Source organism: Bacillus sp. SIMBA_031 (genome assembly GCF_046535225.1).
Taxonomy (GTDB): domain Bacteria; phylum Bacillota; class Bacilli; order Bacillales; family Bacillaceae; genus Bacillus; species Bacillus velezensis.
On the sequence record NZ_JAWRXC010000004.1, the window covers coordinates 144834 to 164272 of the forward strand.

19 protein-coding genes are annotated in these 19439 nt (G+C 45.5%); 15 read left to right on the forward strand and 4 right to left on the reverse strand.

The window, feature by feature from the left end; all coding sequences use genetic code 11:
• Positions 1-18: 18 nt before the first annotated feature.
• The 7 genes from iolD to iolJ all read left to right on the forward strand — a co-directional run bounded on the left by iolD (position 19) and on the right by iolJ (position 7903).
• Positions 19-1932, forward strand: a complete 1914-nt coding sequence (iolD, locus tag SB724_RS13445; RefSeq protein ID WP_410571487.1) for a 3D-(3,5/4)-trihydroxycyclohexane-1,2-dione acylhydrolase (decyclizing) — start codon at positions 19-21, stop codon at positions 1930-1932.
• A gap of 15 nt (positions 1933-1947) precedes the next feature.
• Positions 1948-2844: a myo-inosose-2 dehydratase gene (iolE, locus tag SB724_RS13450; protein WP_410571489.1), complete on the forward strand. Its 897-nt coding sequence runs from the start codon at positions 1948-1950 to the stop codon at positions 2842-2844.
• 12 nt (positions 2845-2856) lie between these two features.
• Positions 2857-4152: an MFS transporter gene (locus tag SB724_RS13455; protein WP_039063850.1), complete on the forward strand. Its 1296-nt coding sequence runs from the start codon at positions 2857-2859 to the stop codon at positions 4150-4152.
• Positions 4153-4174: 22 nt separating this feature from the next.
• Complete coding sequence (iolG, locus tag SB724_RS13460; RefSeq protein ID WP_410571492.1) at positions 4175-5209, forward strand: bifunctional inositol 2-dehydrogenase/D-chiro-inositol 1-dehydrogenase; 1035 nt, start codon at positions 4175-4177, stop codon at positions 5207-5209.
• A 19-nt stretch (positions 5210-5228) separates the two neighbouring features.
• A complete protein-coding gene (locus tag SB724_RS13465) occupies positions 5229-6098 on the forward strand; it encodes a sugar phosphate isomerase/epimerase family protein (RefSeq protein WP_032875540.1) in 870 nt (289 codons plus the stop codon).
• A gap of 87 nt (positions 6099-6185) precedes the next feature.
• Positions 6186-7028, forward strand: coding sequence for a 2-keto-myo-inositol isomerase (gene iolI, locus SB724_RS13470; protein WP_012118841.1), 843 nt, complete (start codon positions 6186-6188; stop codon positions 7026-7028).
• A 2-nt stretch (positions 7029-7030) separates the two neighbouring features.
• Complete coding sequence (gene iolJ, locus SB724_RS13475) at positions 7031-7903, forward strand: 6-phospho-5-dehydro-2-deoxy-D-gluconate aldolase (protein WP_410571494.1); 873 nt, start codon at positions 7031-7033, stop codon at positions 7901-7903.
• 255 nt (positions 7904-8158) lie between these two features.
• Here the strand turns inward: iolJ and SB724_RS13480 are convergent, their stop codons facing one another.
• The 3 genes from SB724_RS13480 to SB724_RS13490 are packed head-to-tail and all read right to left on the reverse strand — an operon-like array spanning position 8159 to position 10576.
• On the reverse strand, positions 8159-8893 hold the full coding sequence (locus SB724_RS13480) for an ABC transporter permease (RefSeq protein ID WP_410571496.1): 735 nt from the start codon (positions 8891-8893) through the stop codon (positions 8159-8161).
• A gap of 16 nt (positions 8894-8909) precedes the next feature.
• Positions 8910-9668 (reverse strand): ABC transporter permease, encoded by a 759-nt coding sequence (locus SB724_RS13485; RefSeq protein WP_410571498.1) that lies wholly within the window; start codon positions 9666-9668, stop codon positions 8910-8912.
• Entirely contained in the window at positions 9665-10576 is a 912-nt protein-coding gene (locus SB724_RS13490) for an ABC transporter ATP-binding protein (protein ID WP_007614842.1), read from the reverse strand. Before SB724_RS13490 ends, SB724_RS13485 begins: the two co-directional genes overlap by 4 nt.
• Positions 10577-10818: 242 nt before the next feature.
• Between SB724_RS13490 and SB724_RS13495 the strand changes: the two genes are divergently transcribed.
• From SB724_RS13495 to SB724_RS13525, 7 genes are all read left to right on the forward strand, one after another.
• Entirely contained in the window at positions 10819-11541 is a 723-nt protein-coding gene (locus SB724_RS13495; RefSeq protein ID WP_007614840.1) for a response regulator transcription factor, read from the forward strand.
• Positions 11538-12977, forward strand: a complete 1440-nt coding sequence (locus SB724_RS13500; RefSeq protein WP_410571500.1) for a sensor histidine kinase — start codon at positions 11538-11540, stop codon at positions 12975-12977. The genes SB724_RS13495 and SB724_RS13500 overlap by 4 nt, the downstream gene beginning before the upstream one ends.
• Positions 12978-13126: 149 nt before the next feature.
• Complete coding sequence (gene yxdJ, locus SB724_RS13505; protein ID WP_032875556.1) at positions 13127-13816, forward strand: two-component system response regulator YxdJ; 690 nt, start codon at positions 13127-13129, stop codon at positions 13814-13816.
• Positions 13813-14790: a two-component system sensor histidine kinase YxdK gene (yxdK, locus tag SB724_RS13510; RefSeq protein WP_410571503.1), complete on the forward strand. Its 978-nt coding sequence runs from the start codon at positions 13813-13815 to the stop codon at positions 14788-14790. The genes yxdJ and yxdK overlap by 4 nt, the downstream gene beginning before the upstream one ends.
• 144 nt (positions 14791-14934) lie before the next feature.
• Positions 14935-15708, forward strand: coding sequence for an ABC transporter ATP-binding protein YxdL (gene yxdL / locus SB724_RS13515; RefSeq protein WP_410571505.1), 774 nt, complete (start codon positions 14935-14937; stop codon positions 15706-15708).
• Positions 15683-17551 (forward strand): ABC transporter permease YxdM, encoded by a 1869-nt coding sequence (gene yxdM, locus SB724_RS13520; RefSeq protein WP_410571507.1) that lies wholly within the window; start codon positions 15683-15685, stop codon positions 17549-17551. Before yxdL ends, yxdM begins: the two co-directional genes overlap by 26 nt.
• A gap of 13 nt (positions 17552-17564) precedes the next feature.
• Complete coding sequence (locus SB724_RS13525) at positions 17565-17912, forward strand: YxeA family protein (RefSeq protein WP_004393256.1); 348 nt, start codon at positions 17565-17567, stop codon at positions 17910-17912.
• 40 nt (positions 17913-17952) lie between these two features.
• On the opposite strand, the gene SB724_RS13530 is transcribed toward SB724_RS13525, so the two are convergent.
• Positions 17953-18915: an iron-hydroxamate ABC transporter substrate-binding protein gene (locus SB724_RS13530; RefSeq protein WP_410571510.1), complete on the reverse strand. Its 963-nt coding sequence runs from the start codon at positions 18913-18915 to the stop codon at positions 17953-17955.
• A 129-nt stretch (positions 18916-19044) separates the two neighbouring features.
• Between SB724_RS13530 and SB724_RS13535 the strand changes: the two genes are divergently transcribed.
• A complete protein-coding gene (locus SB724_RS13535) occupies positions 19045-19437 on the forward strand; it encodes a hypothetical protein (RefSeq protein WP_007407824.1) in 393 nt (130 codons plus the stop codon).
• Positions 19438-19439 lie beyond the last annotated feature (2 nt).

Sequence of the window (19439 nt, forward strand, 5' to 3'; positions counted from 1 at the left end):
TAAAAGGTGGGATCGTTTGTGGGTAAGACAATTCGCTTAACGACAGCACAAGCGCTGATTCAATTCTTGAACCGGCAGTACATTCAGGTTGACGGAAAAGAAGAGCCGTTCGTTGAGGGCATCTTCACGATTTTCGGCCACGGAAATGTGTTGGGGATCGGGCAGGCGCTTGAGCAGGACGCCGGGCACCTGAAAGTCTATCAAGGCAAAAACGAACAAGGCATGGCGCATGCCGCGATGGCATACAGCAAGCAGATGCTGAGAAGAAAAATTTACGCGGTATCGACATCGGTCGGTCCGGGTGCCGCTAACTTGACGGCTGCCGCGGGTACGGCGCTGGCCAATCATATCCCGGTGCTGCTGCTTCCGGCCGATACCTTTGCGACGAGGCAGCCTGACCCGGTGCTTCAGCAGGTGGAGCAGGAATACAGTGCCGCCGTCACGACAAACGATGCGTTAAAGCCCGTGTCCCGCTATTGGGACCGCATTACCCGCCCCGAGCAGCTGATGAGCAGCTTAATCCGGGCATTTGAAGTGATGACAGATCCGGCAAAAGCGGGCCCGGCGACCATCTGCATTTCTCAGGATGTAGAGGGAGAAGCATTTGATTTTGATGAAAGCTTCTTTGAAAAACGCGTTCATTACATTGATCGGATGCAGCCGAGCGAGCGTGAGCTGAAAGGCGCCGCGGAGAGAATTAAGGAGAGCAGCCGTCCCGTCATTTTAGTGGGCGGAGGCGCGAAGTACTCCGGCGCGCGTGAGGAATTAATCGCGCTTTCTGAAACATACGGCATTCCGCTTGTCGAAACGCAGGCCGGCAAGTCAACGGTTGAAGCCGATTTCGCCAACAATCTGGGCGGCATGGGCATCACGGGCACCCTCGCTGCAAACAAGGCCGCCCGCCAGGCTGATCTGATCATCGGTGTCGGCACACGGTACACGGACTTTGCGACATCCTCGAAAACGGCGTTTGATTTTGACAAAGCAAAATTTTTGAATATCAACGTCAGCCGCATGCAGGCTTATAAGCTTGACGCGTTTCAGGTCGTAGCCGATGCGAAAGTGACGCTCGGCAGGCTGCACGGCTTATTAGACGGATATAAAAGTGCATTCGGCACGGCGATTAAAGATTGGAAAAGTGAATGGCTTGCTGAACGGGACCGGCTCGGCAAGGTCACTTTTACACGTGACGCGTTCAAACCGGAAATTAAAAACCATTTCTCACAGGACGTGTTAAACGAGTATGCCGACGCGCTCGAGACTGAGCTGCCGCAGACAACGGCGCTGTTGACCATCAATGACACGATTCCTGAAGACAGCGTCGTCATCAGCTCGGCGGGATCTCTTCCGGGAGATTTGCAGCGGCTGTGGCATTCCAATGTCCCGAATACGTACCACCTCGAGTACGGCTATTCCTGCATGGGGTATGAAGTATCAGGCACGCTCGGCCTCAAGCTGGCCCATCCCGACAAAGAAGTCTATTCACTCGTCGGCGACGGAAGCTTTTTGATGCTGCACTCAGAGCTGATTACCGCGCTTCAATATAACAAAAAAATCAATGTCCTGCTCTTTGACAACTCCGGATTCGGCTGTATCAACAATCTGCAGATGGATCACGGGAGCGGCAGTTATTTTTGCGAGTTCCGCACAGAGGACAATCAGATTTTAAACGTTGATTACGCGAAGGTGGCAGAGGGCTACGGCGCTAAAACATACAGAGCCAATACGGTTGAAGAACTGAAAGCGGCGCTTGAAGATGCGAAAACGCAAGACGTATCCACTTTAATTGAAATGAAGGTTCTGCCGAAAACGATGACGGACGGCTATGACAGCTGGTGGCATGTCGGCGTGGCGGAAGTGTCGGAGCAGGAAAGCGTTCAGCGGGCATATGAAGCGAAAGAGACGAAGCTGAAGTCTGCGAAGCAGTACTAGAGGGGAGGCATCACGATGGGCAAACAAGATATTCTGTGGGGCATCGCTCCCATTGGGTGGCGCAATGACGATATGCCGGAAATCGGAGCCGGGAATACGCTGCAGCATTTGTTAAGCGATATTGTTGTCGCCGGCTTTCAAGGTACGGAAGTGGGAGGGTTTTTCCCTGAACCCTCCGTCCTCAATAAGGAGCTGGCTCTCCGGAACTTGCGGATTGCGGGGAAATGGTTCAGCAGCTTTATCATACAAGCCGGTATTGAAAAAACGGCTGAACAATTTACAGAACACTGTGATTATTTGCAGAAAGTCGGAGCGGATGTCGCCACTGTTTCTGAACAGACGTACAGTGTTCAAGGCTTGGACATTGATGTATTTAAGGAAAAACCGCACTTCTCAGATGAAGAATGGGATACGCTGTGCCAAGGCTTGAACCGTCTCGGGAAAATCGCTGGCGAATACGGGCTGGATCTCACATTTCATCATCATCTCGGCACAGGCGTCCAGACGGCGGAAGAAGTTGACCGGCTGATGGATGGAACGGACCCGCGGTATGTCCATTTACTATATGATACCGGCCATGCCTATATCTCGGACGGAGACTATATGACGATTCTCAACAAGCATATGGATCGGATCAGACACGTTCATTTCAAGGACGCGCGGTTTGACATTATGGAGCGGTGCAGACAGGAAGGCAAGTCATTCAGGCAGTCGTTTTTACAAGGCATTTTTACGGTTCCCGGAGACGGATGCATCGATTTTACCAAAGTGTACCGAGCGCTCGTCCGTCATGATTATTCAGGCTGGATCGTCATCGAAGCCGAACAAGACCCGGCAGTCGCCAATCCGCTTGAGTACGCGCTGATTGCGAGAAAGTACATCGACAGTGAACTGCTTGATCCTGCAAATTAGAGGGGGACTTATATGAATAGTGCCAAGGCGGAATCAGCTTTCAGCAAAAGGACCATCGCCGCAGCATTAGCAAATTACATTGATGCAGGTTCCATCGTGGCAGGATCAGCGGGTTTATCTATGTGGGTCAGCTATTTAAAGCTGTCCGACAGCCAGATCGGATTGCTCGGCGCCTTCAGCGCAAATGCGATATCAGCGGCCATCGGAGCGCTGCTCGGCGGGTATTTGGCTGATAAAGTCGGCCGAAAAGCTGTATACACAAACAGTATGCTCGTCTACGCCTTAGGAATTTGTTTGGTTTTGTTTGGATTCAACTTTCCCATGCTGTTATGCGGATACATGATTATCGGGATTTCTGTAGGCGCGGATATTACGGCTTCATGGACCATTATCGCGGAAAACGCCCCCGAGAAAAACCGGGCGAGGCATTGCGGAGTGGCGCAGGTGGCGTGGGCCGCAGGAGCCGTTGTGGTTCTGCTGTTATCCGTTTTGGTCGGTGACCTCGGGCTTTTAGGAAATAAAATTGTCTTTGCGCATCTATTGGTGATCGCCCTGATCACATATGTGATAAGAAAGCGTTTACCGGAGTCGGATGCCTGGAAAAACAGTGAAGAGCGGCCTGCCGCCGTGAAAAAAACATCTTATTTTGACCTGCTTCAGCCGAAATTTTTCAAGAACATTTTGTTTTTAATGGGTGTGTTTCTCGTATGGAATCTCGCAGCGGGCGTCATGGGATTCTTCATGCCGTACATCTACCAGCAGGTCGGCGGCGTATCCGCAAATACGGCCAACATTCTGCAGATGGCCCTGTTTATCTTCACCGGGCTCGGCGTCGCCTGTATCTTCATGCCTTTTGCAGATAAATATCGGAAAACGGTGTTCGGAATCTGCGCATGTATGGCCGTTGTCGGCTGGTCGCTGTTTTTGCTGCCGTTTCAGGGGCTTCCGATGCTGCTTTTGTTTGTTTTAGCGATCGGCATCAATAACGGAGCCGGCCAGCAGGCGAACTACCAGCTGTGGGCAAGCGAGCTGTTCCCGACAGAACACAGAGCGTCAGCACAAGGGCTCATGTTCTTTCTCGTCCGTATTTCAATCGGCATTTGGAGTTTATTTGTGCCGGTCATCATGTCACAATTCGGCATCGGTTTTATGGCCGGTATTCTGCTCATATGTGTGACGGCCAGTATGATCATCGGGCTTGTCTTCGCACCGAATACGTCCGGCAAGTCGCTTGAACAGATACAGGAGGAACTGTACGGCGCTCCTCAGGACGGCAGCGGGAAAAGAAAGACGAGAACCATTATTTGATTATCAGAAGGAGTGGCGATCATTGAATTTACGTATAGGTGTTATCGGAACCGGTGCTATCGGAAAAGAACACATCAACCGCATCACAAATAAGCTGTCCGGAGCGGAAATTACCGCTGTCACAGATGTGAATCAGGAGGCCGCGCAGCAGACCGTTCAGGATTTCAATTTGAACGCCTCCGTTTATCCTGATGACGACAGCCTCCTCGCTGCTGAAAATGTGGATGCCGTCTTAGTGACAAGCTGGGGCCCGGCTCACGAGTCCAGCGTTTTGAAAGCGATTCAGCACGGCAAGCACGTGTTTTGTGAAAAGCCGCTTGCGACAACGGCAGAAGGCTGTATGCGCATTGTCGAGGAAGAAATGAAGACGGGAAAACGATTGGTGCAGGTAGGTTTTATGCGCAGATATGACAGCGGTTACGTTCAGCTGAAAGAAGCGATTGACAACCGCGTGGTCGGCGAGCCGCTGATGATTCACTGTGCGCACCGCAACCCGACAGTCGCATCGAATTATTCAACGGACATGGCCGTCGTCGATACGCTCGTTCATGAAATTGATGCCCTCCACTGGCTCGTCAATGACGACTATGAATCCGTACAGGTCATCTATCCGAAGAAATCAAAAAATGCGCTGCCGCATCTGAAAGATCCGCAGATGGTCATCATCGAAACAAAAGGCGGCATCGTCATCAATGCCGAAATCTACGTGAACTGTAAATACGGCTATGACATTCAATGTGAGATCGTCGGGGAAGACGGCGTCATCAAGCTTCCGGAACCGTCAAGCATCAGCTTGAGAAAAGAAGGGACATTCAGCACCGATATCCTGATGGACTGGCAGCGCCGATTTGTGGCTGCGTATGATGTGGAAATTCAAGACTTCATTGATTCGATCCGGAATAAAGGCGAAGTCAGCGGTCCGACGGCATGGGACGGTTATATTGCCGCGGTGACAACTGACGCGTGCGTAAAAGCTCAGGAATCCGGCCAGAAAGAGCCAGTGGCGCTTCAAGAGAAACCGGCATTCTACCAATCATTTACGACTGTGAACAAATAATAGATCGGGAGTGAAAGAAATGAAACTGGCCTTAGATCCATCCATGTACCGCGATGATTTAACTTTGGAGGAAACGGTCTATAAAACGGCGGAACTCGGATACGAATATATCGAACTGTCTCCGCGCGAGGATTTTTGTCCTTTCTATAAATATCCGAAAGTCGATTCAGCAAAAATCAAACAATTGAAGCGCCTTTTAAAGGATACAGGTGTGAAGCTGTCTTCTCTTCTTCCGCTTTACCACTGGGCGGGTCCTGATGAAGACCGCCGACAGGCCGCCGTGCGCAACTGGAAACGGGCGATCGAAATTGCGGTTGAACTTGAAGTGGATTTGATGAACAGTGAATTCAGCGGTTCAAAATATGATCCGTTGACAAGTGAAGAAAAATTCATAAAATCCATGGATGAACTGCTGCCCGTCTTTGAAAAAGAAGGCGTTAAACTCAATCTCCAAGCCCATCCATACGATTTTATCGAAACGCACAAAGGCGCGATGGATATGATCCGCGCGCTTGACAAGGATTGGATCAATCTTGTCTACTCGACTGCGCATACGTTCTTCTATGATGACGGAAAAGGCGATATTGCGACCATGTTTGATGAAGCCGGCGACCGCCTCACACATGTTTTATTTGCAGATACTTTTAATCATAAAGCGGCGCACGGCCTGCGCTACATCGTCAACCCGCCTGACGCGAAAGTAACGGTTCACCAGCATTTGGACATCGGGCAAGGCGAGGTCGATTTTGAGACGATTTTCAGAAAGATGAGAGAGATGAAATTCGACGGAATTGCGACGAACGCCGTTTTTGCTTGGGTCGGCGAAAGAGCGGATGAATCAAGCCGGACCACGCTTAAGAAATTAAAGGAAGAACTGGGTATGGCATAAGCTGAGTATGGGGTTCGGCGGAGCGGGGCAAACAAGCCCTCCAGCCGGACTCCCTTCATATCGAAAACGCGGATGGGAGAGGCTGACATGAAACTTTGCTTTAATGAAGCGACTACGCTGGAGAATTCAAACCTGAAACAGGATTTAGAACTGTGCGAAAAGCACGGCTATGATTATATTGAAATCCGCACAATGGATAAGCTGCCGGAATACTTAAAAGACCATTCACTGGCCGATCTGGCGGAATATTTTCGAACCCATCACATTAAACCGCTTGCCCTGAACGCACTGGTTTTCTTCAACAACCGTGATGAGAAGGGCTATAGGGAGATCATTTCGGAATTCAAAAGCATGATGGAAACCTGCAGAACGCTCGGCGTGAAATATGTGGTGGCCGTGCCGCTTGTGACAGAGCGGAAAATCTTGAAAGAAGAGATCAAAAAGAGCAGCGCAGAGGTGCTGACTGAGCTTTCGGACATCGCGGAGCCGTACGGCGTAAACATTGCCCTTGAATTTGTCGGCCACCCGCAATGTACGGTCAATACATTTGAACAGGCGTATGACATCGTGAACGCTGTCGGCCGCGATAATGTCGGACTGGTGTTTGACAGCTTCCATTTCCACGCGATGGGCTCCAATATTGAGAGTTTGAAGCAGGCGGACGGAAAGAAAATTTTCATCTATCATATCGACGATACAGAAGACTTTCCGATCGGCTTTTTAACGGATGAAGACCGCGTCTGGCCTGGGCAGGGTGCGATTGACTTAGACGCCCATCTGTCAGCGTTAAAAGAAATCGGATTCAATGATGTTGTCTCCGTAGAGCTGTTCAGACCTGAATATTATAAGCTGACTGCGGAGGAAACGATCAAAACGGCAAAGGAAACAACGGAAGCCGTCGTATCAAAATACTTCATGAAGGAGGCGTGAACATGGCTTTTGTCACCATGAAACATCTTCTTGCAGAAGCGAAACGGGAGCATTATGCAGTCGGCCAGTTTAATATCAACGGCCTCCAATGGACGAAGGCGATTCTGCAGGCGGCGCAAAAGGAGCAATCGCCGGTCATCGCCGCGGCTTCCGATCGTCTGGTCGACTATTTAGGCGGATTTAAAACGATTTCCGCCATGGTCGGCACGTTAATGGAAGAAATGGCGATTACCGTTCCCGTCGTGCTCCATCTTGATCACGGAAGCAGTGCGGAACGCTGCAGACAGGCCATTGACGCGGGATTCAGCTCAGTGATGATTGATGGCTCCCATCATCCGATTGATGAGAACATCGCGATGACAAAAGAAGTCGCCGCTTATGCCGCTAAGCACGGCGTCTCAGTAGAAGCAGAAGTCGGCACGGTCGGCGGCATGGAAGACGGGCTGGTCGGCGGTGTCCGCTATGCCGATATCACGGAATGTGAGCGGATCGTCAAAGAAACCAATATCGACGCGCTGGCCGCCGCCCTCGGCTCCGTCCACGGCAAATATCAAGGTGAACCGAATCTCGGATTTAAAGAAATGGAGGCTATCTCCCGCATGACTGATATTCCTCTCGTTCTCCACGGAGCATCCGGGATTCCGCAGGATCAGATCAAAAAAGCCATCACGCTCGGCCACGCGAAAATCAATATCAATACGGAATGTATGGCAGCCTGGACAGACGAAACACGCCGCATGTTTCAGGAAAACGGCGATCTGTACGAACCGCGCGGCTACATGACACCCGGCATTGAAGCCGTGGAAGAGACAGTGCGAAGCAAAATGAGAGAGTTCGGATCAGCCGGTAAAGCCGTAAAGCAGCAGGTCGGCTGATGAAAAGCACTCACAACATCGTGAGTGCTTTCGTCTTTCCGTTTATTTCCTTCTCGCGTTTCACCAAAGTATACAGCTTGCCCCCTCGTTTACTATAGTTATGAAAACTAGAATTTGTTCTTTTCCTTTTCTTATCGATGACGTCGGTAACTTTCTTTTTTGTTAAAATAATCTATAAGTCATGTATTTTTGGCTTTCGCAGTGATTTCATTATTACCTTGTCTCGAATTCTCATAAGTTTATACCGCATATACCCTACGTAAGGTCTCGTTTAGTAAAAGTTCTTATTCCGTAAACCAGGAGACCGAGACATGTTATTACCATAATTGAGTAAAATAGGAAGTTTGATTGAATCGGTGATTCATCTTCGGGTGACATTGCTAACATAGGCTGTGTCCATGGATATACTTGACCTAATGGTGTACTGGCAATAATAATGGCCGGTAATGTAAAAACAATGCTAACAGCGAGTGGTATGCCAAATGTTTTAGACCTGATTGAAACAATAAGCTGCAATAAAATTAATGGTAAACAAGCTAAGATCCCTCTAATTCCATAACCTAGAATTGTAAGTAAAGGAAGAGTCCCGCTTATGCCTAACATATAACCGAATCCAATAAATAAGAGGATTAAAATGAACATACTAATGAATATCATGCGGACCACTGTCAGAAACTTTCCCAGAAAGATATCTGAGTGTTTGACTGGTAAGGCTAGAAGCTGTTTCCAACCGCCTCCTACATGTTCCCCCCTGCAAACAAGGGCGGCGAAAATTCCCACTACGATAGGCAATACAAAAGGGCCCATAAATAAGGCAACTTGTGTCCAAGCCTCTACCCAGGGATTGTCTCCAGGATTCATAAAAAGGTTATAGTTTTTAATAAAGTTAGTGTATGCCAGGGATACACCTAACAAAGGCCCTAATAAATAGATGATCCATAACTTTGATCGCTTAAGCTTTAAACGTTCTATAAATAAAATGTTTTTCAAGTATTTCGCCTCCTTTTTACAAAGCATCCCGTTTAGCAAAATGAATAGAGCCTAGAAATAATATAATTACCCCTAAGAAAAGGCTAATGCAAAGGTAAGATGAAAGATCTGGGTTATATCCTATCCCTTCATACTGCAGAATGACTGTCGAAGATTGACTAGGATAAGCAAGCGGAAACCATCTCGTTGATTGAGCAGCTGCCAAAAACAAACCCATTATAGATGATACTGATCCTACAAGAATTGAGAATGCTTGGTTGCTAAACACCATAGATAACCATATCTGGAATGCCATTATAGGCAGTACTGTAACTAACATGCTGTAACTATCTCCAAACAAAAGTCCCCAAGGTACACTACCTTCGAATCCTATCAGTTTGCCCAGCAGTACCATGCCGAGCAAGAAGATTGTTGACGAAATAAATAAACTGACTACTAAGCAAATAAATTTACTTACATAAATTCGCATTCTAGATACGGGAAAAGAAAGGGTTTGCTTCCATCCGTTTGCTTGATGCTCTATATTTGCTATTATTGACGCAGAAAGTGTGGCGGCTAATGGAAAACCCAGACCAAATAACAAACTGTTATCATACAGTAAATACATCCACATTGATCCAGCATGGAACATTTCAGCTTGTTTTTCCACGTATTCAGATCGATAAGTAAGATTTACCAACTCATATGCTATAATGAGTAAGGGAACCAATAAGACTACAATCAATAACGACGAACGTTTCAGTTTTAATTGATCTGCCCATAATAACTTTTTCATAGACTTCCCTCTGTACCGGTTAATTCTAAAAAAATATCCTCAAGCGATCGTGTCTTTTCTTCAAGTCGAAATACAGACAGCCCTGAATGAAGAAGTATGGAATTGATTTCTGAAACAAATTCCGGTTCTGTTTGAGACAGCCACAAATAATTTTTTTGTAAATCAACCTTTAATCCTTTCCTGTTTAGTATTGTTTTTGCTTCGATTACGTCACTAACACCGACTTTTAATAGTGGTTTTCGTTTTTGATGTAAACTTGCAATCGAGTCCTGAAAAATCATCCTTCCATTGTTGATAATTCCCACTTGAGTAGCCATTTGATCTATTTCACTCAATAAGTGGCTGGATACAATAACACTCATTCCCGATTTAGGCAATTCTTTAATTAGCTCTCTTATTTCTTGGATACCGGATGGATCTAAACCGTTTGTCGGTTCATCCAGAATTAATAAATCAGGACTGCTTAACAGGGCAACTGCAATTCCCAAACGTTGTTTCATTCCAAGGGAATACTCCTTAGTCAGTCGATTTGCTACTTTAGATAACCTTACAGTTTCCAATACTTCATTGACCCGTTGTTCCGGAAGTCCTCGTAACCTCCTAACAGCTTCTAAGTTTTCGTAACCTGTTAAATTACCATAATAAGTTGGAGATTCTACCAGTGACCCGATTCTTTGCAATATCTGCAAACGATTCTTGTTTAGGTTTTGGCCAAAGATTTCAATGTTTCCTTTTGTTGGTTTAATTAAACCTAATAACATTCGGATGGTTGTTGTTTTACCAGCACCATTCGGTCCAAGAAAACCATAAATTTCACCGCGCCTCATCCTTAAGTTTAATCCATCAACAGAAGTATGCTTTTTATACTTTTTAGTTAGATCGTGTGTTACCACTATTTGATCATTCATTTGTCTCTCACCTCACTTTTATCATAAGCGATGTTCTTTAAACACAAACGAAACTCTTCCTAAACATTCACTTAACGACATCCCTGGTTTATTTTCTGTATGTAGTTATATTGATACCTGAATATCAAGGTTAAAAATTCGAAAGAATATTCTGAACACTTAACAAAAGTTAAATTCTTTCCTTTTCTGACCTTTATGTCATTGATCTCATATAAAATAAGAAATAAAAAGGAGGGTAACTTATGACGTTAGAAGAGAACAAAATCCTCATGGTGGATGATGACGAACATATCTTAAACTTATTAATAACTTGCTTTGAAAAGGAAGGTTTCAGCAATATTTCCACAGCTATGACAGGGAGTGAAACCCTTCTGAAAATCGATCAGGAACTTCCAAATATTATTTTGTTAGATGTCATGCTTCCGGACACTGATGGCTTCACCTTATGCAGCAAAATACGCTCCCATACAAATGTGCCGATACTCTTCTTAACGGCAAAAACAACAGATTTAGATAAATTGCAAGGGTTTAGTTTTGGGGGAGATGACTATATTACTAAGCCATTTAATCCACTGGAAATTGTAGCTCGTGTAAAAGCCCAATTAAAGAGAACGACTCAGATCTCTTCTTCTTACCATCTAAAACAGGTATACGATTATGAACATTTTAAAATAGATCCCAATACCGGAAGACTTGTTGTTAACGGGACAAGAATAGATTGCCCTGCTCAGGAAATGAAACTTCTGATTTATTTCTGTGAACATCCCAATCAAATTTTAAGTAAACACCAAATTTATAAAGATGTATGGGGGGAGTTTTATGGCGGAGATAGTACTGTAATGGTACATGTAAGACGATTACGTGAAAAATTAGAGGAAGACCCGAGCAGACCAAGATGGATTAAAACGGTTCGAGGACAGGGCTATATATTTGAAGCAGAGCCTATAGATGAGGATTTATTTTGAAGCTGAGAAATAGGATAGCATTTTACTTCGTATCGAGACTTTTTTTACTCATGTTTATTTGGGGTCTGCTCATTGTGGGCAGTATCATATTTTTCAGCCTCGTCTTAGGTCAGAATAAAATGGAAACGCCGCACTTATCCTTAAAAAAAATTGTTGACCAAACAGTTGTTGCAGATAAACAATTTTCAATAAATACGAAAGCAAAAGAAGATTTATTAGAGAACCGAATGTGGATTCAAATTTTAGATGAACAAGGAGATCAGGTTTTTTCTTTTAATAAACCTCAAAATATACCTAAGCATTATATTCTTGGAGAGTTAATATCAGATTACATGTATCCTGCCAAAAAAGGTTATCAATTATCTACGTGGTACGAAACGAAAAACAATCAGGATTTAACATGGGTATTGGGAAAGCCGATGGAAAAAAATAACCCTTTTTTCTATTGGGTGAATAACTTGTGGATAGTTTCTATTATTATGGCAGGGATTGTAATTGCAATATTTTACGGAAAAAAACTAGGTGCTCCCCTGCTGTTTATTGTATCTTGGATTGAGAATTTGTCTAAAGAAAAATATGAAGAACCTTATGATTGGAAGTTTCATTCAAGCAAATATAGACATAATAAATCTGGATATAAGACCTATCAAGAATTAATGCAGGCTCTGTCTGAACTTACCTCAACGCTTCAAAGGAATAAGGCTGAGCGAGAATTATTGGAAAAGACACGAGAAGAGTGGATGGCCGGTGTCTCACATGATTTAAAAACCCCTCTTTCGGTTATTAAGGGATATACGGTTCTTTTATCTTCAAATGAATATGATTGGGAAAATCAGCAAGTGCGTGATTTTTCCTTAATAATGGAAGAACGTGTAGAATATATGGAAAAGCTGATTGAAGATTTCAACTTAACTTTTCAATTGAAAAATGAGTCGCTTCCAATCCATCTTGAAGAAAAAAACGTAGTGAAAGTAATTCATGACACTTTAGAAAAAATGAAGCTGCTACCGGAGTCAGAAAATAAGAGATTCGCTTTAGAATCCAGTCACAATAAGATACTTTTTAATATGGATGAAAGGTACCTAAAGCGCGCAGTTGAAAACTTGATTGCTAATTGTATTAAACATAATCCTCCGGGCACTAAAATAAAGATCATATTATATCAGGACGTGTTACATGACAATGAAATACAAATTATAATAGAAGACGATGGGATAGGAATGGACGAAGAGACGGTCGAATGTTTATTTGATCGGTATTTCAGAGGGACAAGCGCTACGTCAAATAACTCAGGGACTGGATTAGGAATGGCTATTGCTCAACAAATTATCAAGGCACATGGGGGAAATATTGATATATATAGTCAGCCGGGAATTGGCACAAGATTTAAAATTACCTTTCCGAGTCCGCCATCTAAGTATAACAATGTCAATTAGAAATAATCGATCTTACATTGAGAAAGGGAGAAGCGGGTCTTTTATAAAGGCCCGCTTTCTCATGTTGCAGAGAACCGATGAAAGCATTATGATGGGGGCATCAAATAATGAGGGCTCAGAAAAGCCGTATCCTTTTGGAGGATGGTTGCATGAATAAAATCATGATTGTGGAAGATAGTGAAGACATTCGCGGACTATTGCAGAATTACCTTGAAAAATACGGATATCAAACCGTGGCCGCCGCGGATTTCACGGCTGTTCTTGATGTTTTTTTGCGGGAAAAGCCTGATGTGGTGCTGCTTGATATCAATCTGCCGTCTTATGACGGCTATTATTGGTGCCGCCAGATCCGCCAGCATTCTACAAGCCCGATCATTTTCATCTCAGCCAGAAGCGGGGAAATGGATCAGGTGATGGCGATTGAAAACGGCGGAGATGATTATATCGAAAAACCGTTTTCTTATGATATTGTGCTGGCGAAAATCAAAAGCCAGATCCGCAGGGCATACGGAGAGTACGCCGCCAAGCAGGGAGAGAAAGTGGTTGAATATGCCGGTGTGCAGCTCTTTGTGGAACGGTTTGAACTGCGCTTTCAGGACGAAAAAAGCGAGCTTTCTAAAAAAGAAAGCAAGCTTTTGGAAGTGCTGCTGGAGCGGGGAGAAAAGGTGACGAGTCGGGACCGGCTCATGGAAAAAACGTGGGACACCGACATTTTCGTCGATGATAATACACTTAACGTGTATATCACGCGGCTCAGAAAAAAACTGCGGGAGCTGAATGCGCCTGTTTCCATTGAATCGGTGCGGGGCGAAGGCTACCAGCTGAGGGCGCTGTCATGAAGCTGTTTCTCCGGTCTCATGCCGTGCTGATTCTGCTTTTTCTCCTTCAAGGGCTGTTTGTCTTCTTTTATTACTGGTTTGCGGGTCTTCATTCTTTTTCTCACTTGTTTTACATATTGGGCGTGCAGCTTCTTATTTTGGCGGGCTATCTTGCCTACCGCTGGTACAAAGACCGCGGCGTGTATCATTGGCTCAGCTCGGAGCAGGAAGGGACGGACATCCCGTATCTCGGTTCTTCAGTGTTTTGTTCAGAGCTGTATGAAAAGCAGATGGAGCTGACCCGAATGCAGCACCAGAAGCTCCATGAGACCGAAGCCAAGCTTGACGCGCGGGTGACGTATATGAACCAATGGGTGCACCAAGTAAAAACGCCGCTGTCGGTCATTAATTTAATCATTCAGGAAGAGGATGAGCCCGTCTTTGAACAAATCAAAAAAGAGGTCCGGCAGATTGAATTCGGGCTGGAGACGCTTCTTTATTCATCAAGGCTCGACCTGTTTGAGCGGGATTTTAAAGTCGAAGCGGTTTCCTTATCAGAGCTTCTCCAATCGGTCATTCAAAGCTATAAACGATTTTTTATTCAATACCGCGTCTATCCGAAAATGGATATTCGCGATGATCATCAGATTTACACCGATGCCAAATGGCTCAAATTTGCGATCGGCCAAGTGGTCACAAATGCGGTCAAATATTCGGCAGGCAAGAGTGACAGACTTGAGCTGAATGTCTTCCGCGATGAAGACAGGACGGTGCTTGAAGTCAAAGATTACGGTGTCGGCATTCCCTCGCAAGATATCAAGCGGGTGTTTGACCCTTATTACACCGGAGAAAACGGGCGGCGTTTCCAAGAATCTACGGGGATCGGCCTCCATCTCGTCAAAGAAATTACGGGCAAGCTCAATCATACGGTGGACATCACTTCGTCCCCCGGTGAAGGGACATCGGTCCGATTTTCATTTCTTACAAAGATGTAAGACTGCGTTAAGAAAACAACATAGCTCGTTCTGTTTCCCCTTGATAACATGGATTTATGTCAAGGGGATTTTTTATGCTGAACGCCCCGGCGCTACATGAAAGCAGCCCAGATCAACAAGAATAAAACCATAAGGAGGATTCTCATGGCGAATATGCTTGAAGTCAAACATATAAATAAAACCTATAAAGGACAAGTATCTTATCAAGCCTTAAAGCAAATTTCATTTTCAATAGAAGAAGGCGGGTTCACGGCAGTGATGGGACCGTCCGGCTCCGGAAAAACAACGCTTTTGAATATCATTTCAACGATCGACCGGCCGGATTCAGGCGATATCCTGATTCACGGAGAAAACCCGCACCGGCTGAAGCGGACAAAGCTCGCTCATTTCCGCCGCAAGCAGCTCGGATTTGTGTTTCAGGATTTCAACCTTCTGGACACACTGACCGTCGGTGAAAATATCATGCTGCCGTTAACGCTTGAAAAAGAAGCGCCGTCTGTCATGGAAGAAAAACTGCACGGCATCGCGGCAAAGCTCGGAATTGAAGACCTGCTCAACAAACGGACGTTTGAAGTATCCGGCGGACAGCGCCAGCGGGCCGCCATCGCAAGGGCGGTCATTCATAAGCCGTCACTCATTCTGGCCGATGAACCGACGGGAAACCTTGATTCCAAAGCGTCAAAAGACGTCATGGAAACGATGCAGAGCCTGAACCAGGATGATCATATCACGGCTTTGATGGTGACCCACGATCCGGTTGCGGCAAGCTACTGCCGCCGCGTCATCTTTATAAAAGACGGCGAACTGTTTAATGAGATTTACCGCGGGGAAAACCGCCAAGTCTTTTATGAGCAGATTCTTGATGTGCTGTCTATGCTGGGGGGAAACGCAAATGACCTTTCTTCAGTTCGCTTATAAAAACGTCACGAGAAACAAAAGGGCCTATCTTGCTTTCTTTTTAAGCAGCGCTTTTTCCGTTTTGATTTTCTTTACCTTTGCGATGTTCCTGTTTCATCCGGCACTAAAGGAAGGCTACCTGAATAACATCGCCAGAAAAGGCTTAACCGCCGCGGAATGGATGATCTTTGTTTTTTCTTTCTTATTTGTTTTGTATTCGGTTAACGCATTTTTGAAATCGAGAAATAAAGAATTCGGCATCCTGCTGATGCAGGGTATTACGCCGGTGCAGCTGAGAAAGCTCATTACGGCGGAAAATATGATCATCGGCGTCATGTCGATCGCAGCGGGGATTATCGGAGGCTTCATTTTTTCGAAAACGTTCTTTACGGTCGGCGCTTATATTTTAGAAATGGACGCGCTGCCTCTGTACATGCCTTGGAAAGCGCTCGGCATTACGGCCGGCGGATTTCTGCTCTTATTTTTCCTTTTATCGCAGTTCACGATCCTTTTTGTCAGATCAAATACGGTGATCAAATTAATAAAGGGCACTGACAAGATCAAGCCGGAGCCGAAGCCGTCCGTGCTTCTGTCTATATTCGGCATCGCCTGCCTGTGCGGCGGGTACGGCATGGTTTTAAAAGGCAATGTCCACGGGACTAAACCGTTTATCATTTTACTGCTTACCGTCATCGGCACGTATTTCTTTTTCAGCCAAAGCAGCATCTGGATTCTGCGCGCGCTGAAGAAGTGGAAAACCTTTTATCTGCGCGGGAAAAATGTCATTTGGGTTTCTGACCTTGTCTATCGTTTAAAAGACAACGCCCGCCTGTTCTTTATCGTCAGCATTATTTCCGCGGTAGCGTTTACTGCGACAGGCGTGCTCGCGATGTACAAATCGACCGTCGGGGCGGAAGAGTCCGCCTATGAGATGGAGTATGTATCTTTCAGCAATAATCCAAAAGAACAGACTCATTTGAAAGATATTGACCATGAACTGAAAACACACGGCTTTACGTATAAGAAAGACAAAATAAATGTTTCCTATGTCCGCTATCAGGAAGGGGATACTGTTCCGCCTGTTTACATGATCAGCGAATCGGAGGCGGCGAAGTACTTCCATGTTAATCTAAACGGCCTGAAACATGATGAGGCTGTCTATTTCCCGGGCACGTATGACCGCAATTTCAAAAACGAAGCGCCGGATCAGCTGAAGCTGCTGAACCAAAAAGGCAAGCCGTCCGGCCAAAAACTGTCGGTAAAAGAAGTCAAAAAACCGCTGATCTCATTGAATGCCATCATCGCGGTGAACGATCAAACCTTTGATCAGCTCAAATCACTCGGTGAGAAAGCGTCATTATACGGCTACAGCTATGATCATTGGAAAGACAGTCTTGGGATCAGCCAATCCTTGAAAAATGAGATTTACGGCAACTATATCGACGTGCATTCTGATTTTATGGCAAAAGCCGGGACGTACTATGATACGGTGCAGCTGCCGAGCCTGAGTTTATTTATCGGCCTGTTTATCGCAATTGTATTCTTTGTCGCGGCAGCAAGTTTCTTATATTTCAGGCTGTTCACCGATGTAGATGAGGACCGGGAGCGCTACCGTTCACTGGCTAAAATCGGCCTGAGTGAGCGTGAAATGGCACAAAGCGTGACGATACAATTGGCGATTCTTTTCTTCTTTCCATTTGTCATTGCCGTCATGCATACGCTGTTCGCTTTGAGAACATTAGCCGTGGAAGGCTATTCCGATGTAGCGGGGCCGCTCAGTCTGACCATCGGAGGATTTTTCATCTTTCAGCTTCTGTTCTTCCTCGCGGTGCGGACAAGCTATTTGAAAAAAATGAACAAGTAAGGGGAGTGCACAGATGAAAAAAGCATTGGCAATCCTGGCCGTCTTGGCGGCCGCTGCCGTCATATACGGACTTCTCTTTTTTCATAACGATGTTACAGACAGATTTAATCCGTTTATTCACCAGCAAGATGTTTATGTACAGATTGATCGAGATGGCAAACATCTTAGCCCGGGCGGTACTGAGTATACATTAGACGGATATAACGCATCCGGGAAAAAAGAAGAAGTGACCTTTTTCGCCGGGAAAGACCTTCGAAAGAACGCGTATTTGAAGGTGAAGGCGAAAGGAAAGTATGTCGAGACCTGGGAAGAAGTCAGATTTGAAGATATGCCGGGCTCCGTACAGTCAAAATTAAAGTGAACATGAAAAACGGCACAGTGTCATGACTGTGCCGCTTTTTTTATTTTTTATTTTCTTCAGCCCGTTTGATCAGCATGTCGGTGATAATATCCATCTGTTTGCTGACGGCAATCGGGTCATACGGATAGAAGGTGTTGAAATCGTTGATAAAGACACGATTGTGTTTTACGGCATCGAGATTTTTCCAAACGGATGAATCTTTCAGACGCTCAAATGTTTTGCTTTTTCCATTCAGATTGTAATCGGTAATGAACATATAATCAGCCGCATATTGAGGGATGACCTCTTGGGAAACCTGTTTCATGGCGCCCGTTTTCATGATGTCTTTTTCAATTTTGGCCGGCGCTTTCAATCCGAGCGCGTTATAAACGGCTTGGCCGCCGCGGCCGGAATTGTCATTGAAAACCCAGATTTCGCCTTTATCCGTCGTTTCATAAAGGCCGACTGTCTCGTCTTTGCCGATCACGTTTTTGAGGCGCTTTTGATTCGCTTCGGCTTTTTTGTTGAAGTCTGCCATAAAGCTTTTGGCTTTATCCTTCGCCCCGGCAATGTCGCCGAATAGGCTGACCGTATCTTTCGTATTCTTTGCGGTGTTAAAAGGAATGACAATCGTCGGCGCGATTTTTGATAGTTTCTCGTATTGGTCTTCCTTCATCAGCACGATTAAATCAGGCTTAAGCTGCATCACTTTCTCCACATTGACGGGATTGCCGATGTCAGTAATGTTTTTCAGCTGTTTTTTGATAAACGGATTTTTGAAAGTCCATGAGCCCGCCCCGACGACATTTGCGTCAACGGACAGCAGCTCACCCGCATAAAAGTCAGTGACGATCCGTTTCGGATGTGCGGGTATGTCAATATTTCCTTTTGTTGATTCATATGTACGCATGTCTGTCTTTCCTTTGCCTGATGCCGATCCGTTGTTTTCCTTCGCGCCGCTGCAAGCGCTTAATGCGAAAACAAGCAGAAGTGCCAGGCCGATCAGCCATGATTGTTTCTTCATAATGATCCCCCTATTTCAGTGATAATGATTATCATTATTAATATAGCAGGAAGACGACATTCCGTCTATGCTTTTTATAGAAAACCTTCCTTGATTATCCATGTTATAGTAGTAAAGGAGGAGGAATGAATGTTGATTACGAAAAGAGGGACTTGGTGGGAAGTGCTGCACAGCTGGTGGCTGCTGCTGACTTTTGCGCCGTTTGCGCTGACCGCTTTCTTGGCCTTTTTCTATATCGGCTACCGGGCCAAGAACAAAAAATGGCTGAAATACGGACTTATCTATTTTATTATTTTAGCAATTGCTTTTGTGCTGCCGAGCACGCCGGGCGTGTATATCGTGCTGCCATTATGGGTCATCTCCATCATCCACGGGCTGAAAGTGCGGGCGGCTTATTTAATACAGCTTGATGTGTTTAAACAAAACGTCGAAGCAAGAGCGTTTGAAGCGGTAAGGCATGAGGCTGAAGCAAAATTCGGCGGAAAACCCGCTCATCGCATTGATCTGACAAAACAGAGATAAAA